The 15,814-nt window shown below is 36.0% G+C and carries 13 protein-coding genes, 1 pseudogene and 1 other annotated feature; of the genes and pseudogenes, 3 read left to right on the top strand and 11 right to left on the bottom strand.

Going from position 1 to position 15,814, the window contains the following annotated elements; translation table 11 throughout:
- Positions 1 to 94: 94 nt before the first annotated feature.
- On the top strand, positions 95 to 412 hold the full coding sequence (locus MUA40_RS05165; RefSeq protein WP_016425369.1) for a hypothetical protein: 318 nt from the start codon (positions 95 to 97) through the stop codon (positions 410 to 412).
- Positions 413 to 452: 40 nt separating this feature from the next.
- Here the strand turns inward: MUA40_RS05165 and MUA40_RS05160 are convergent, their stop codons facing one another.
- Positions 453 to 1,274: a YtnP family quorum-quenching lactonase gene (locus tag MUA40_RS05160; protein ID WP_262569980.1), complete on the bottom strand. Its 822-nt coding sequence runs from the start codon at positions 1,272 to 1,274 to the stop codon at positions 453 to 455.
- A gap of 340 nt (positions 1,275 to 1,614) precedes the next feature.
- On the opposite strand from MUA40_RS05160, the gene MUA40_RS05155 reads away from it, so the two are divergent.
- Entirely contained in the window at positions 1,615 to 1,950 is a 336-nt protein-coding gene (locus MUA40_RS05155) for a hypothetical protein (protein WP_262569979.1), read from the top strand.
- A gap of 368 nt (positions 1,951 to 2,318) precedes the next feature.
- Here the strand turns inward: MUA40_RS05155 and trmB are convergent, their stop codons facing one another.
- The 7 genes and pseudogenes from trmB to MUA40_RS05120 all read right to left on the bottom strand — a co-directional run bounded on the left by trmB (position 2,319) and on the right by MUA40_RS05120 (position 9,535).
- Entirely contained in the window at positions 2,319 to 2,966 is a 648-nt protein-coding gene (gene trmB / locus MUA40_RS05150) for a tRNA (guanosine(46)-N7)-methyltransferase TrmB (RefSeq protein WP_016425372.1), read from the bottom strand.
- Positions 2,967 to 2,978: 12 nt separating this feature from the next.
- Positions 2,979 to 3,770, bottom strand: a complete 792-nt coding sequence (locus tag MUA40_RS05145; protein ID WP_016425373.1) for a phosphotransferase family protein — start codon at positions 3,768 to 3,770, stop codon at positions 2,979 to 2,981.
- A 233-nt stretch (positions 3,771 to 4,003) separates the two neighbouring features.
- Entirely contained in the window at positions 4,004 to 4,852 is an 849-nt protein-coding gene (gene dat, locus MUA40_RS05140) for a D-amino-acid transaminase (protein ID WP_167733074.1), read from the bottom strand.
- A 2-nt stretch (positions 4,853 to 4,854) separates the two neighbouring features.
- Positions 4,855 to 6,264, bottom strand: coding sequence for a dipeptidase PepV (pepV, locus tag MUA40_RS05135; protein ID WP_016425375.1), 1,410 nt, complete (start codon positions 6,262 to 6,264; stop codon positions 4,855 to 4,857).
- Positions 6,265 to 6,720: 456 nt separating this feature from the next.
- On the bottom strand, positions 6,721 to 7,131 hold the full coding sequence (locus MUA40_RS05130) for a YtxH domain-containing protein (RefSeq protein WP_016425376.1): 411 nt from the start codon (positions 7,129 to 7,131) through the stop codon (positions 6,721 to 6,723).
- A gap of 56 nt (positions 7,132 to 7,187) precedes the next feature.
- Positions 7,188 to 7,901: pseudogene (locus MUA40_RS05125) on the bottom strand (pseudouridine synthase).
- Positions 7,901 to 9,535, bottom strand: coding sequence for a putative polysaccharide biosynthesis protein (locus MUA40_RS05120; RefSeq protein ID WP_016425378.1), 1,635 nt, complete (start codon positions 9,533 to 9,535; stop codon positions 7,901 to 7,903). The pseudogene MUA40_RS05125 and the gene MUA40_RS05120 overlap by 1 nt, the downstream one beginning before the upstream one ends.
- 116 nt (positions 9,536 to 9,651) lie before the next feature.
- Here MUA40_RS05120 and MUA40_RS05115 point away from each other — a divergent pair, with 116 nt between their 5' ends.
- On the top strand, positions 9,652 to 10,908 hold the full coding sequence (locus MUA40_RS05115; RefSeq protein ID WP_016425379.1) for a BaiN/RdsA family NAD(P)/FAD-dependent oxidoreductase: 1,257 nt from the start codon (positions 9,652 to 9,654) through the stop codon (positions 10,906 to 10,908).
- A 567-nt stretch (positions 10,909 to 11,475) separates the two neighbouring features.
- Here MUA40_RS05115 and MUA40_RS05110 read toward each other — a convergent pair.
- The 3 genes from MUA40_RS05110 to MUA40_RS05100 form a co-directional block, all read right to left on the bottom strand.
- The gene (locus MUA40_RS05110; protein WP_167733022.1) at positions 11,476 to 11,787 is read right to left on the bottom strand and encodes a rhodanese-like domain-containing protein; all 312 of its coding nucleotides are present in this window, start codon (positions 11,785 to 11,787) and stop codon (positions 11,476 to 11,478) included.
- A gap of 18 nt (positions 11,788 to 11,805) precedes the next feature.
- Positions 11,806 to 14,217 carry a leucine--tRNA ligase gene (gene leuS / locus MUA40_RS05105; protein WP_016425382.1) on the bottom strand — a complete coding sequence of 804 codons (2,412 nt, stop codon included), beginning with the start codon at positions 14,215 to 14,217 and terminating at the stop codon, positions 11,806 to 11,808.
- A gap of 49 nt (positions 14,218 to 14,266) precedes the next feature.
- Positions 14,267 to 14,455: a binding site (T-box leader), on the bottom strand.
- 138 nt (positions 14,456 to 14,593) lie between these two features.
- Positions 14,594 to 15,775: an MDR family MFS transporter gene (locus MUA40_RS05100; protein ID WP_167733024.1), complete on the bottom strand. Its 1,182-nt coding sequence runs from the start codon at positions 15,773 to 15,775 to the stop codon at positions 14,594 to 14,596.
- Positions 15,776 to 15,814: the final 39 nt, after the last annotated feature.

Genomic DNA, 15,814 nt, shown 5'->3' with positions numbered 1-15,814 from the left:
ATCGCACACTCCTTATTTTTTTAGTCTCTTTATTTAGTATATCATCTCTACTGTGGTAAACTAGAATTAAGTCTTCAACAAGGAGATGTGAATTATGTTATCGAAAAAAAACTGGCCTTTATTGATACCAATCACAATCGGCGTGGTTCTTGCAGGAAGTTATTTTTATGTGCTGAATATGAATAAACAGAAATATATCCCAGCCAATAAAGTCATAGATTCTGTTAAAAGCTACTTTAAACATGTCACAGGGTCTTATATCCTTTATGAACCGACAACATATCGTAAATTTGGTATCGAATATGAGGTATACAAAGGGGGCATCAGTGCTGAGCGCAATGGTAAAATTTACCATTATGAATTTATCGCTGACGCATATGATGGCCAAATCATTGACATTATAGAAATATAGCTGAGGGGATTGGACACAATTTAATGTCCACCCTTTTTTATTATCTCAAGATTTGCGCTTTAATGTTTTTTAAGTCATCACTTAATTGTACCGCAAAAAATTCAACATCATGATAAAACAAAAACCAATATTCGTTTGCCGCATAGTAACGTGTTAAGCGCTCTTTTTCTCTAATCGATTGCATCGGATAATCATCATAGGCAGTCACCCAAAGTGGATTACGATGTGCCGCTGTGCTAAAAATATCTGCCATGTGTACAGCTTTTTCATTATCACTTTCTATTTCAATTAAAACATGGCCATAGCTATGTCCGCCGGTATGTTTCATCTTTATGCCCGGATAGGGTTCAATCGTATCTTCAAATAAAATCATTCGATCTTCATACGTACCTCTATTACTTGGCCAATATGTTGCTCGGCTTCTGATATTAGGTGCTATAAATTCATGCCACTCATCTTGTTGTATATAATGGCGCGCATTTGGAAACTGTGCATTCCCCTCAGCGTCAGTAAGCCCTGTCGCATGATCAAAGTGCATATGTGTCATTAAGACAAGATCTATTTCCTCAGGTGTTAATGAAAAACACGCTAATCCTTCCTTAATACGAGACTCATTGATTACACCATAATTACGTAATTGCTTCTCAGTTAATTTATGATTGCCAATACCTGCATCAATTAAAATATTACAATCGCCTGTCCGAATTAGAATAGGATGCGTGACTAACGGAACTTGATTTTTATCATTCACTGCATATTGTTTTTCCCATAATGGTTTAGGTACAACACCAAAAATGGCCCCACCATCCATTTGTGTAAAGCCACCATCTAATGCATCAACTTTAAATTTACCAATATCCATGTTACCACTCCTTAATATATTAATTGTAAGACGCTCAGACAGTTCAATGCAACGAATTGCAAGATAAAAGACAATCATTTATAAACACACACGACGATAGAATCAATCTCGATATCAACTGGTAAACTATCAAGTTTTACTAATACACAATATTTATAGTTAACATCATCATACGCAAACTCATTGGCTACTTCCTTAAAAAGCCAGTAAAAGCAAAAAAGGTTCTTCATTTTTTATGGTGGGATGACATAAGTCATCCTGCTTTTTTGTACAAAAATAGCGCAAATGCCTCTATAATTTTAAGTGACTAAACCAAAAATAAAGGAGACATATTGCGCCTATGTGTAATGATATATTAAAAGATAATAATATTAAAATCACTAAAGTTGAAGAAGATGTAGTTATTAGAGGTCAGAAATCTAACGTCATCTTTGGTACCCTTTCATATAAGCCTATGACTTGTCCTCACTGTTATCATTCGAATCCAAACCGAATACACAAACACGGAAAACGTTTATCGCGAATTACTTTTTTAAGATTCCAAGAGATAGCAGTGTATTTAAATCTGTTAAAACAATGTTTAAATGTAGGGTTTGTGGTCGGACTTTTACTTCTAAAACAAATGTTGTTGAGGATAACTGTTTTATCTCAAACCATGTTCAGAAAGCCATTTTAGATAAAGCAACACAAGTTCGCTCAGAAACTGATATCGCAAGTGATTGTAACGTTTCTGCATCTTCTGTAAAACGTGTGATTCATAAAGTAAGCAATGCCACTTTTCAATAGTGAAATTGCTTAAATAGATTGCGTACCGAGTCGAGACTCCCGAGGCATAGAGCCGAAACCGAAAATCCATTTTGGCTTCTTATGAGCTACAATAAAAGCCAAAATTAGTTGAGGTAAGGCGCCTGGGAAAGCGAGACTCGAAGAAGCAATCGGAAGTTTGCGACTTAATTATTATAGACACATAACCACCATATAAAGTGTACAGCCGCAAAAAATCGGATTGATAAACATTGACATGCTTATCAGCCCGATCCTTCATCATTGATTTTTATTGTGAAACTTGGCTTCCATGCGATAAATTCTAGAGCCTTTTTCAGCAAATTTATGTTCGTATTCTGTTGGTATATTGTCACCTTCATCTTCTTGATGTAGGTTTAAATTGATTTTAGTAAAGTACATGCCATATTGCGACATACTTTCTAAACTATATGCAAATAATCCACGGTTATCGGTTTTGAAATGAAGCTCCCCATCATTTTTCAAGATTTGCTCGTAGATTTCTAAAAATGTTGGGTAAGTTAAACGTCGTTTAGCATGGCGTTTTTTAGGCCATGGGTCAGAAAAGTTAAGATAGATTCTATCAACTTCATCATTTTTAAAATAATCTGTTAGCTTTATCGCATCATTACACAATAATTTGATATTCGTCAGTTTCAACGCATTGACTTTATCTAACACACGAATCATCACATTTTTATCTCGCTCAATCGCTACATAATTAATATTCGGATTTTGACTTGCAAGTGTCGTGATGAATTTACCCATGCCCGAGCCCACTTCAATATGAATAGGCTGTGACTTTTCAAACCAGTTACTGACTTCTTGTGCGTGTGAACCGTCCAAATCGACAATATCACTATGCTCAATCAGATAGGACTCAGCCCACGGTTTATTTCTCATTCTCATGATTCGTTCTCCTTATATAAAAACGTTACTTCCCATCACTTGATTTAAAAATTTAAGCCACGTGTTCATATCTTTATAACGTTTATGTTCTTCGTTCCACTGAACCATACCGATAGATTGAATGACGGTATACCATTTCATTCGTTTTTTTAAATTTAAGGTTTCTTTTACCTCGTATATATCAAACCATTCAGACCATTGGGTTTCAGGTACGTAGTTGTAGAGCAACATTCCGATGTCAATCGCTGGATCGGCAATCATCGCACCTTCCCAGTCAACTAAGAAAAGTTCATCTGTATCCGATAATAACCAGTTATTGTGGTTAACATCACCATGGACCACCGTATAAAAACGTGGATCATATTCAGGCATATGCTCTTCTAAATAAGTCAAAGCCTTACGAATGACATGATGTGTCAATACTTCTCTCGATAAAGAAGCATTAATTTTATTCAGCATGATTTCAGGCGTGATAGGTGCCATTTCCATACGTTTTAACATCGTTAATAGTGGTTTTGACTGGTGGATTTTTCTTAATAAATAGGCCACTCTATCTTGAGCCATTTCATTTGAAGTTAATTCACGCCCATTTTTCCAATGTTGCGCAGTGACTACTTCACCCGTTTCAATCCGCTTCGTCCAAACCAATTTTGGAACAATACCTTCAGCTGATAATGCTGCAATAAACGGATTCGAATTTCGTTTCAAAAACAGTTTTTGCCCATCTTGCTCAGCCATATAAGCTTCCCCTGATGCCCCGCCAGCAGAGTCAAGCGTCCATCCTAACTGATAAAACTGCTCCACAACTCACTCACCTCACTTTCCAATTAGAAAAGGCTCATGAAAAATTATTCAAGAGCCATATTTACATCATCAATTTTCAATGATTTTATTTCTGTTCACGTTTTGCACTCAAGTTAAATTTTATAATTATTGGCCTTTTTTTTCAACCAAAAATGGGACACAAAATGTGACTTTTTACCTTTGTGCAACACAAAATTTCATAAAAATATCATAAATTAAATTAGATTTATTTTTTAATGTGAATGTGAACGGATATAACGTTCGAAACCTTTTTGTAATTGGCGTGTGATTGGGCCAACCTTCCCATCGTTTACAGCTTCACCATCTAAAGTGACAATCGGCATTACTTCTACAGAGGTACTTGAAATGATAACTTCATCAGCCTCTTTCAAAAATGCGACCGTAAAAGGTTCCTCTTTCATTGTAATGTTTTCATCTTCACAAACCCATTTAATCACTTGTCGTGTAATCCCATTCAAAATAAGATGACTTACTGGGTGTGTATAAACAACGTTATCTTTAATCGCATAGACGTTACTTGATGCACCTTCTGTTACAACACCATCACGATGTTGAATGGCTTCAATTGCATTATATTTCGAAGCATATTCTTTAGCTAATACATTACCTAAAAGATTTAAGCTCTTAATGTCACATCTTAACCAACGAATATCTTCTGTAGTGACTGCAGAGACACCTTCATCAAGTGCTTCATAGGGACGATCGTAGTGTTTAGCAAAACCTGTGATAACGGGTTCAACAGGTGGCGTAGGAAACGCGTGATCACGAGGTGCAACACCACGTGTCACTTGTATATAAATGCCACCATTAACAACTTGATTCACTTCAGCTAATTCACGTACAAGCTCTGTTAAAGATTCAACAGTATGATTTAAATCAAGACCAATTTCAGCCGCGCTTCTTAACAAACGCTCGAAGTGTTCTTTTGAAGTAAATAATTTACCGTCATAAACGCGGATATATTCATAAATGCCGTCGCCAAAATTATAACCTCTATCGTTAAAAGGTACTTTTGCTTCACTTTCATCGACAAAACTTTGATTCAATAATATTTTTGTCATACTTATCCCTCCACACAAACCGAATAAATGGCCTCTAAATAAATGCTCGTTGCGTTGAATAACTGCTTCTTAGTAATATATTCATTTTTTTGGTGCATTAAATCTTCAGAGTCATCAAACATTGCTCCGAATGCGACACCTTTATCTAAATTACGGGCATATGTCCCGCCACCAATTGTAAATGACGGTTTCATATCGCCTGTTTGGTTACGATAGGCTGTTAATAGTTTTTGAATAAATGGATCATCTGGATTTACAAAGTGTGGTGTTTGGACTTTATGCAATTCAAGTTCAAAACCTTTTGCTACCAATTCTTTTTCAAATGCTGCAATCGCAGTATCAAAATCAAAGCCTTCTGGATAACGTAGGTTAATACCAAAAGTACCTCCATTTTCACGATCATAACGAATCACACCAGGATTAGTAGTGACATCGCCCATTTCATCAGAATGAAATTGCATATTCATTTTCTCTCCGAAATGTGACTCAAATAAGTATTGGTCACTCAATGCTGCCCATGCTTTCGCAGATTGATTTAAGTTTAATGTATTTAGGAAATGAATTAAATATAATCCTGCATTGACACCGATAGCTGGATCCATTGCATGTACAGCCTTACCGTACACACTTAATTTTAAAATTCCGCTGTCAACTTCATGTTCTCCTGTCAATTGATGCGCTGTTAAAAATGCCTCAAATCGTTGAATCGTGTCCGTCATATTTTCTTTAACTAAAATATGCGCATGTGCTTTATCAGGCACCATGTTGTAACGTTCACCAGATTCAAATTGTTGCAACTCAATTTCAGGTTCATCTTCATCAAGCGCTAATGTTCGTTGTTTAATATCAAAAGTTGTAATTCCTTTTTCACCATGAATTAACGGGAACTCTGCATCTGGTGCAATACCGATGGACGGCATTTCCTCTGTTTTAAAATAGCGCTCTGTACATTTCCAATCAGATTCCTCATCACTTCCAATGATAATATGTATTCTTTTTTTCCAATCCACATTCATATCATTAAGAATCTTAACTGCATAATATGCGGCGATGGTTGGCCCTTTGTCATCTAATGTCCCACGTGCAATAATGCGGTCTTCCGTTTCAACCGGGTCAAATGGATCTGTATCCCATCCGTCTCCAGCAGGCACAACGTCGACATGACCTAAAATTCCGAACAACTCTTCACCTTTTCCAATCTCAATACGACCTGCTAAGTGATCTGTATCAAATGTGTTAAATCCATCTCTTTCAGCGAGTTGATACATATAATCTAATGCCGCTCTTGGACCAGGTCCAACTGGTGCTTCTGCGGTAGCTGCTGCATCATCACGTACGGATTTAATAGATAAAAGTCCTTTTAAGTCTTCGATCATTTGCGCTTCATATTCTTGTACTTTTTCTCTCCACATGCTGATCATCTCTTCCTTTTTAATAGTTGTACTTTCTATTCTACATGAATTATTCAATAAACAACAGTAAAATTGATGGACTCACATTTTATTTTTCAAACATAATCAATCGTTTGCGACAGACGAAGCGCCATCTGTCCTCATCAGCACGCGGACACTCCTTTTTATTTTTATTGAATAAAAAAACGAACCAGTTCACTTGATATACACCAAATACTGATTCGCCGACAAATTCAAATTGAAATGTCTTCAATTTGAATGAACTAGGGTTGTAGAATTTTTGATACAAAACAACTTTGTAGTCAAATTTGTAATATTTCTCAACCCTAGAAAGTCATTGTAAAGCGATGAAATAACGCAATCACTATTGGTCGTTTAGACGTATATGTCATTCGTCATCTAGTTAAATGAATGAAAGTACACCAAAATGATTAATCGTTTCACAAATCCTTTACATTATGATTGATTCTTATTATTCAATTCTTCTTCAGTCACAATACGCAAATTATTTGCTGGATTACCGCCGCCTTCATCATCGAATTTGGCTGCTCTTTTATCCGTTGTGTCTTTAGTATCGTTATTTAACAACTGTTCTTTTTTATTATTAATAAAACCTTTTGGATCTTGCTTAGCTTCATTTACATAAGCTTTTGGATCCTCTTTCACTTTATTAAATTCTTGTGTCGCAGCTTCACCAAGTTGCGAAGCTTTTTCTTGTGCACGTTTTTTATAATCTTCTGGGTTTTCTTTATACTTGTTATATTCATTTTTTAATTTGTCACGGTTATCTTTATTAGAAAGTACAACTGCAGCAACAGCACTTCCAATACCGATAGCCGCTCTTAAAAATTTTCCAGATTTAGCCATGATATCACCTCAATTTTGTTTAGTGTAAGGTTACCCGGCTAACAAAGAATTAAACATTAATTTTTTGGATTCAAAGTGGGATAAAGCGTAGTTAATTCTTCAGCAGTCAACGCCCGACATTCACCTGGCTTTAGCGTCTCATCCAATTGAACATCACCAATGGCTATCCGCTTCAATGCCAGCACTTCATTATTAATCGCATGAAACATCCGCTTAACTTGATGATATTTTCCTTCTTGAATCGTAACAAGTGCCGTATTAGGAGGCTCTAATATTTCTAATTGCGCAGGTTTGAGTAATCCTTCTTTTAAAGTGATTCCTTTTTCAAAAGCGGTAATATCCGACATTTCAAGTTGTTTTTTAGCTTCAACCCAATAAGTTTTTGTAACATGCTTGTTCGGGCTCATTAATTCATGATTAAACTTCCCATCATTAGTAATGAACAATAAGCCTTCCGTATCTTTATCTAATCGACCTACAGGAAATAAATCTAAATGTGAATCGTCCTTCACTAAATCAATAACCGTTTGATGGACTGGATCTTCGGTTGCTGAAATAACGCCTTTAGGTTTATTCATCATTAAATATTGAAAAGGTTCCTATTGAACCTTTTCACCATTCACTTCTATTAAATCGGTATCCGCATCGATTTGAAACTTTGGACTTTTAATACGCTCTTGATTACAAGTTACAAAACCTTTTTTAATTAATACTTTGACCTCAGAACGTGTACCGAATCCCATTTGAGAGAGAAACTTATCAATTCTCATTATAAGAAACCAACTTTTTGACGAATTTTATTTGGAATATTACCTAAAAACTTATCTGCAAGTCTCGTTTTGATTGTAATACCACCGTAGATTAATGCACCAATAACTGCACAAATCACAGTTATGATGAATGCACCTACATGACTCGCTGGAGAAATAAAGAGTTGCAATACGTAATAGATAGCTTCTACGATAATCATCATTAAAAAGCCATAGAATAAAATTTTACATGTATCTAAAAGCGTGTCATAAAATTTAAAACGCGCATATTTTTTTAATACAACAAAATTACATAAAATCGCAAAGAGTAATGCAATTGCAGTACTTAAAATCGCACCAGCTGTTTCAAACATAATAATAAGCGGCATGTTTAATAAAAATTTCAATACGACAGAACCTAAAATGATAAAAACAGTGAGTTTCTGCTTATCAATACCTTGAAGCATTGAAGCAGTGACACTTAATAAAGAAATTAAAATTGCAACAGGTGCATAATAAAACAATAATCGACTGCCATCAATACTATATTCATAAAAAACAGTATATAGTGGCACAGCTAGAGACATAATCCCTAAACTTGCAGGTACAGTAATATACATTAAGACACCTAAAGCCGTTTGAATTTGGTGATGCATCTCTCTAAAATCACCTTTTTCATACGTTTTTGTAATAAAAGGGATCAAACTAATCGCAAAACCTGCCGCTAAAGACGTAGGTATCATGACAATTTTGTTTGTCGTCATGTTTAACATGGTAAAGAACATATCTTGTAAACGTGTTTCAACCCCAGCAATCGCTAAAGCATGATTGTGAGTTAATTGGTCAACAATCATAAATAATGGAAAATTCAAACTCACAATAACGAAAGGAATACTGTAAGATATAATTTCTTTGTACATATGTTTATACGAAACATCGATTCCTGTCGTATCGGATTCAACCATTTCATGTATCCCTTTACGACGTTTAATCCAGTACCACCATAGTGTCAAGATACCTGCAATTGCCCCAATTGCCGCACCAAAAGTTGCAATACCATTAGCTAATAAGACTGAACCATCAAAAACGTTCAATACAAGATAACTTCCTAAAAGGATAAAAATAATACGCGCAATTTGTTCTGTCACTTCTGAAAGCGCAGTTGGCCCCATAGATTTATAACCTTGGAAAACACCTCGCCAAGTTGCAAGTACAGGTATAAAAATCACCACAAAACTAATTGTTCTAATAATAGATGTTATTTGATCAACTGTCCAACCTGCTTTTTGATCGGTATTGTTTGCAATTGTTATTGACGCAATTGTTGGAGATAACAAATACAGTGCTAAAAAGCCTAAAATACCGGTGATACTCATCACCACAAAACTCGATTTGTATAACTTTTGACTGACACGATATGCGCCTAATGCGTTATACTTTGCCACATATTTTGATGCTGCAAGCGGAACACCTGCTGTCGCTACCGCTATCGCGATATTGTATGGCCCATACGCATAGTTAAAAGGCGCTAAATTATCGGCGCCACCGATAATTCGATAAAACGGAATAATATAAATGATACCTAAAACTTTAGTAATGAGGATACTTAATGTGAGTAAAAAAGTTCCTCTTACCAATTCCTTATTTTCACTCATAGCCAACCTACCTACTCTTCAATTTTTCAAACTCAAATTATAACACAATATGGTTATTATACACCGAATAAAGATATGTTAAAATCAAAATATCAACTTTAAGGGGTTTTTACAATATGTATCAATCAATCGTCATCGGCGGTGGACCCAGTGGGCTTATGGCTGCAATATCAGCGAGCCAACATGGTAAGTCCGTCCTATTACTAGAAAAAAAGAAAGGTTTAGGTCGCAAATTAAAAATCTCTGGTGGAGGGCGTTGTAATGTAACGAATCGTCTCCCCTATGCTGAGATCATTAAAAACATACCAGGAAACGGTAAATTTTTATATAGTCCCTTTTCTATTTTCGATAATCAATCCATTATAGATTTTTTTGAAACACGGGGTGTGCCTTTAAAAGAAGAAGATCATGGACGCATGTTTCCGGTATCGAATCAATCACAAGATGTTTTAGATGCACTCATCAAAACACTTCATGATCATCATGTCACTATTAAAGAACAACATGTGGTGACATCCGTTGAAAAGCAAGACGAAGGCTATTTTATAGTCAAGTTGCAAGATGGCACAACATATCAAGCTAAATCCATTATTATTGCAACAGGTGGCACAAGTGTCCCACAAACAGGTTCTACTGGAGATGGTTACCGTTTCGCTACGGCATTGGGTCATCATATTACACCACTTTTCCCAACTGAAGTCCCTATTAAATCAAATGCCCCTTTTATTAAAAAGCAACAATTAAAAGGGCTTAGCTTGAGTAATGTTGGGCTTTCAGTATTAAGAAAAAATGGTAAAAAAAGAATCACTCACCAAATGGATATGATCTTTACTCATTTTGGTATTAGTGGTCCTGCTGCTTTAAGATGTAGTCAATTCGTCTATTATGAACAAAAAGCACAACACCAAACACATATTAAAATGCAAATTGATGCTTTTCCTGATGTTAAAGAAGATGCATTAAAACAACAAATTGAACAAAAATTAAAATCTCAACCTGATAAACATATTAAAAATGCACTCAAGGGACTTATCGAAGAACGATACTTATCTTTTATAATAGATGAAGCGAACATTGACCCTCAAACGACTTATCATCATTTAAGCCAACAAAAATTGGCTGAACTCACGCATTTGTTAAAAGCCTTTACTTTCGATGTACATGGAACCCTCCCCCTTGAAAAGGCATTTGTCACAGGTGGCGGTGTTGATATTAAAGAAATTGTACCGAGCACAATGGAATCAAAGTTGGCACCTGGTTTATTTTTGTGCGGTGAAGTTTTAGATATTCATGGTTACACCGGGGGATATAATATAACAAGTGCATTGGTAACAGGTTATGTTGCAGGCTACTTTGCAGGATTTGTAGAATAATCACTGTTACATTGTTTAATATTCCAAAATAAAGACGAGGCTGAAACAAAAATGTCTCAATAATCGATGAAATCCGAGGTTTTCGTAAAAAACGAAAAATCTCGGATTTTTTCCTTATCAGGAATTAAAATAGATATTTCTATTGGTAGAGTTAATTGAGACATGTTATAATCTTTATACATAAGGCACCTCGTTAGTTTAGTTTTTGTTGTGATGAATTAAATTATACGAAAGTGCCTTATTTTTTTAAGTATAATGGTGAATGATTACATATATATAAGCGAAGTATTTATAGCGAGACTCCTGAGGGAACAGGACGAGCCGAAGACTACAGGCTGAGGCTGTCCCCTCGGAAAGCGAGCCTATATAATACGAAGCATGATAATAAAAAGGAAGCTCGAAGATGATTTTTATCAAAATCATCTTCGAGCTATTTATTTTGGTATTTATGTCCCAGACTCGTCTTTTAACTCTTCTTTAATAATCATATTAAATTATATAAGGTAGGAAACAGGATAACACTGGAAAATCCTTCGTTATCCCTGTCCACCATGAAGCGACACATCATTAGATGCGTTTATATTCTAAGCCCCCATCGCCCCATGCGTGCATACCACCTTCGATATTGACCGCATCAATATCATGTTGATTTAAATAATCTACAACCTTTGCACTTCGAACGCCCCCAGCGCAAACGACATAATATGTTGTATTTTTATTAAAATCTTCGAGCTTTTCAGGAATCTGATTCATTGGAATATGCTCCGCTTCAGGAATCATTCCCATCGCAACCTCTTCATCTTCACGAACATCGATGACATGAACAGGTTCTGAGCTCATAATCATTTCTTTTAATTGATCGACACTGATCTCTTTCACGCTTTCTCATCCTTTCAATTATTTCGCAACAATATTAACAAGTTTTTGCGGAACCGCAATCACTTTCTTAATCTCTTTACCCTCAATTACTGTTTTTACACTGTCATTAGCTAATGCCATTTGTTCCATTTCTTCTTTTGACAGATCTTTAGGAATTTCAACTTTCGCACGCACTTTGCCGTTGACTTGTAGTACAATCTCAACAACTGCAGCTTCAAGAAGGGATTCATCATAACTAGGCCATGGTTGGTAAGTAATCGTTGTCTCATGTCCTAAAATTGACCACAATTCTTCCCCTAAATGTGGTGCAATCGGTGCTAGCATTTTAACAAAACCTTCTACATAAGCACGAGAAATCGTCTCTGCTTTATAACAATCATTGATAAATACCATTAATTGACTGATTGCTGTATTAAAGTTAAGAGATTCAAAGTCTTCCGTTACTTTTTTAACTGTTTGATGATAAACATTTTGTAATGCCGGCGTCTCATCTTCAACAACTTTATCTGTTAATGTACCATCTTCATTTACGAATAAACGCCAAACGCGATCTAAAAAGCGACGTGAGCCATCTAAACCTTTTTCACTCCAAGAGATTGAAGCTTCTAAAGGTCCCATGAACATTTCATAAAGTCGTAAAGTATCTGCCCCATGAGAAACAATAATATCATCAGGATTTACGACGTTTCCTTTCGATTTACTCATTTTCTCATGACCTTCACCTAAAATCATACCTTGATTAAATAATTTTTGGAATGGCTCTTTAGTTGGAACCACACCTAAATCATAAAGCACTTTATGCCAAAAACGCGCGTAGAGTAAGTGTAATACCGCATGTTCGACGCCGCCAATATATAAATCAACAGGTAACCAATGTTTCAATTTTTCAGGGTCTGCTAACATTTGATCATTTTTAGGATCAATATAGCGTAAATAATACCAACAACTTCCAGCCCATTGTGGCATTGTATTGGTTTCTCGACGCCCTTTCATGCCTGTTTCAGGATCTGTAACATTCACGAAATCGTCTATATTTGCTAATGGAGATTCACCTGTACCAGAAGGTTTGATTTGATCCGTTTTAGGAAGCAATAATGGTAATTCATTTTCAGGTATAGTTGACATTGAACCATCTTCCCAATGAATAATCGGAATCGGTTCACCCCAATAACGTTGACGACTAAACAACCAATCTCGAAGTTTATAATTAACTTTCTTTTCACCGACACCTTTTTCTTCAAGGAGTTGAATCGCTTTCGCAATCGCATCTTCATTTTCAAGACCATTTAGCGCTTCAGAATGAATATGCGGACCATTACCCGTATAGTAAGGTGTGTCAGCGTCATTATCGATAACTGTTTTAACTGGTAAATTAAAAGTCTCAGCGAATTCATAGTCACGCTCATCGTGTCCAGGAACAGCCATTACCGCGCCAGTACCATAAGAAGCGAGCACATAATCTGCAATCCAAATTGGAATTTGTTCGCCTGTCATCGGATGAATCGCATAAGCACCTGTAAAGACACCCGTTTTTTCTTTCGCTAAATCCGTACGCTCTAAATCAGATTTTTTAGCTGCTTCGTCTTGATATTGTTTGACTACTTGCGATTGTTCAGTCGTTGTTATTTCATTGACTAAAGCATGCTCTGGACTTAATACTAGGAAAGTGGCACCATAGATTGTATCAGGTCGCGTCGTAAACACTTCAATCGCTTTTTCCGATTTCGCTTCTTTATAAATAACTTTGGCACCCTCTGAACGACCAATCCAATTTCGTTGCATGTCTTTAAGTGACTCTGGCCAATCCAAATCATCTAAATCTTCTAACAAACGATCCGCATACTCTGTAATACGGAGCACCCATTGTTTCATAGGGCGGCGTACAACGGGATGTCCTCCACGTTCAGATACACCATCTACAACTTCTTCATTTGATAGAACCGTACCTAATGCTTCACACCAGTTTACTGGAATTTCATCGATATAAGCTAAACCTTTTTTATACAATTGAATAAAAATCCATTGCGTCCATTTATAATAGTCTGGATCTGTTGTACTTAATTCACGATCCCAATCGTAACTAAAACCAAGCTCTTGAATTTGTCTTTTAAAAGTTTGGATGTTTGTACGCGTAAATTCTGCTGGATCATTACCCGTATCTAATGCATATTGCTCTGCAGGTAAACCAAACGCATCCCACCCCATCGGATGAAGCACATTGTAACCTTGCATTCTTTTATAACGTGACAAAATGTCAGTTGCAGTGTAGCCTTCTGGATGCCCAACATGTAAACCCGCTCCTGAAGGATATGGGAACATATCTAATGCATAAAATTTCTTTTGACCTAAATGATCTTCTGTTTTAAAAGTTTTGTTTTGTAACCAATACGTTTGCCACTTTTTTTCAATTTCTCGATGATTGTAATTCACTACTAAATCCTCCTATTCATAAAAAAACATCTCGAACTATTCTTCAATGGTAAGGGACGACTCATGCCGCGGTACCACCCTTATTCACGCTAAACGTGCACTTCATTAAAAATAGTTAGAGATGTTAATTATTATTTAATTACATTGGCAAGTTCACTTAATGTTTTCACTAGTTCGCACCACCACTAGCTCTCTTAAGAAATACAGTTAAGTTACTACTCCATTTTAATCACTTGAAAATAGCACAATTCCACTCAACATTTCACTTATAAATAAACATTGAGACGAAACCGTTTAAAACTATGCTTCCGATGACTTTAATCATTATCTATATTAAAAAATTTAACACAAATATGCAAGCCTCATTTTAGCATCGCTAATGATATAAAATCTTTGGATCCACTTTTCTATCATAGATAGACAAGAAAATCATTGCGATAACTAACAATCCTATCATAGATAAAAACATCACTTGCATATTAAAGAGGTCTACTAATATCCCACCGATTAGCGGACCGAAAGCTTTACCGACAGTCGAAGCTGAATTGACGATACCTTGATAGACACCTTGGCGACCCTTTGGTGCTAATGCATTTGCTATCGTTGGGACAGCAGGCCATACAAACATTTCCGCAAACGTCATAATGACGATACCTACGACAAAAATTGAAAATGATTTGGCAAAACTCGTCACTAAAAAGGATAATATAAAGACGAACAAACCAAAATATAATTGTTTTTTTAACTGCCCTTTGAAAAATTGAACGATGGGTGTAATTAAAGGTTGACCAATGAGTATCAAAACACCGTTAATGGTCCATAATAAACTATATTGACTCATAGAAATGCCAATACTTTGTGTAAATGAAGCAATCGTTGTTTGCCATTGAACATACGTAATCCAACAACAAGCAAACATGACACACAATAAAAGAAGTGCGTTAAAATGCTTTTTATTCTGAAGATGTGCAATTTCTTCAATCGTTTCGTGTTGCTTAACTGTCGCATGGTAATCCATGTTGAAATTAAATAGAGCGATGAAGAAAAATACAACATACATCGCAAGGTTTGCCATAAATATATAATTAAAGCTAAGTTCTGCTACGACACCGCCTAAAGCTGCCCCTAAAGCAACACCGATATTTTGGGCTAAATAAATGGCATTAAATGTTTGTCTCCCACCTTGTGGCCAAACAGCACCTGCCATTGCATAAATAGCCGGAATAATCATACCGCCTCCAAATCCAAGCATAATGAGCCAAACTGCATACCATGGCCATCCGTGAAATAAATTCAATAGGAGGGTTGCACATAAACTGATAATCGTACCCAGCATGATTGTTCGATAGCCACCCAACTTATCAAACAAAGTTCCACCTAACAAGTTACCCGCTATCATACCAAATGAATTCACCATTAATACAACACCGGCTGTACTTAACGATTTACCTAGAGCTTGACTCATATAAATCGTGTTGAGTGGCCATAAAAAACTCGCTCCCGTAATATTTATTGCCATACCAATTACAAGCCACCATATTTCTTTTGGCATTTTCATTGATGACACACTCCTTTTCTCTCTAAATCACACTATAAC

It is taken from the genome of Staphylococcus schleiferi (assembly GCF_025558325.1).
GTDB classification, from domain to species: Bacteria; Bacillota; Bacilli; order Staphylococcales; family Staphylococcaceae; genus Staphylococcus; species Staphylococcus schleiferi.
This window is presented reverse-complemented; position numbering and strand designations above follow the sequence as displayed.

Excerpts from the sequence above, each read along its gene's own strand:
- pepV (WP_016425375.1), bottom strand. The coding sequence starts at position 6,264 with ATGTGGAGAGAAAAAGTACAAGAATATGAAGCGCAAATGATCGAAGAC.
- MUA40_RS05100 (WP_167733024.1), bottom strand. The coding sequence starts at position 15,775 with ATGAAAATGCCAAAAGAAATATGGTGGCTTGTAATTGGTATGGCAATA.
- MUA40_RS05155 (WP_262569979.1), top strand. The coding sequence starts at position 1,615 with ATGTGTAATGATATATTAAAAGATAATAATATTAAAATCACTAAAGTT.
- MUA40_RS05120 (WP_016425378.1), bottom strand. The coding sequence starts at position 9,535 with ATGAGTGAAAATAAGGAATTGGTAAGAGGAACTTTTTTACTCACATTA.
- trmB (WP_016425372.1), bottom strand. The coding sequence starts at position 2,966 with ATGAGAATGAGAAATAAACCGTGGGCTGAGTCCTATCTGATTGAGCAT.
- MUA40_RS05160 (WP_262569980.1), bottom strand. The coding sequence starts at position 1,274 with ATGGATATTGGTAAATTTAAAGTTGATGCATTAGATGGTGGCTTTACA.
- MUA40_RS05115 (WP_016425379.1), top strand. The coding sequence starts at position 9,652 with ATGTATCAATCAATCGTCATCGGCGGTGGACCCAGTGGGCTTATGGCT.
- MUA40_RS05130 (WP_016425376.1), bottom strand. The coding sequence starts at position 7,131 with ATGGCTAAATCTGGAAAATTTTTAAGAGCGGCTATCGGTATTGGAAGT.
- dat (WP_167733074.1), bottom strand. The coding sequence starts at position 4,852 with ATGACAAAAATATTATTGAATCAAAGTTTTGTCGATGAAAGTGAAGCA.
- MUA40_RS05165 (WP_016425369.1), top strand. The coding sequence starts at position 95 with ATGTTATCGAAAAAAAACTGGCCTTTATTGATACCAATCACAATCGGC.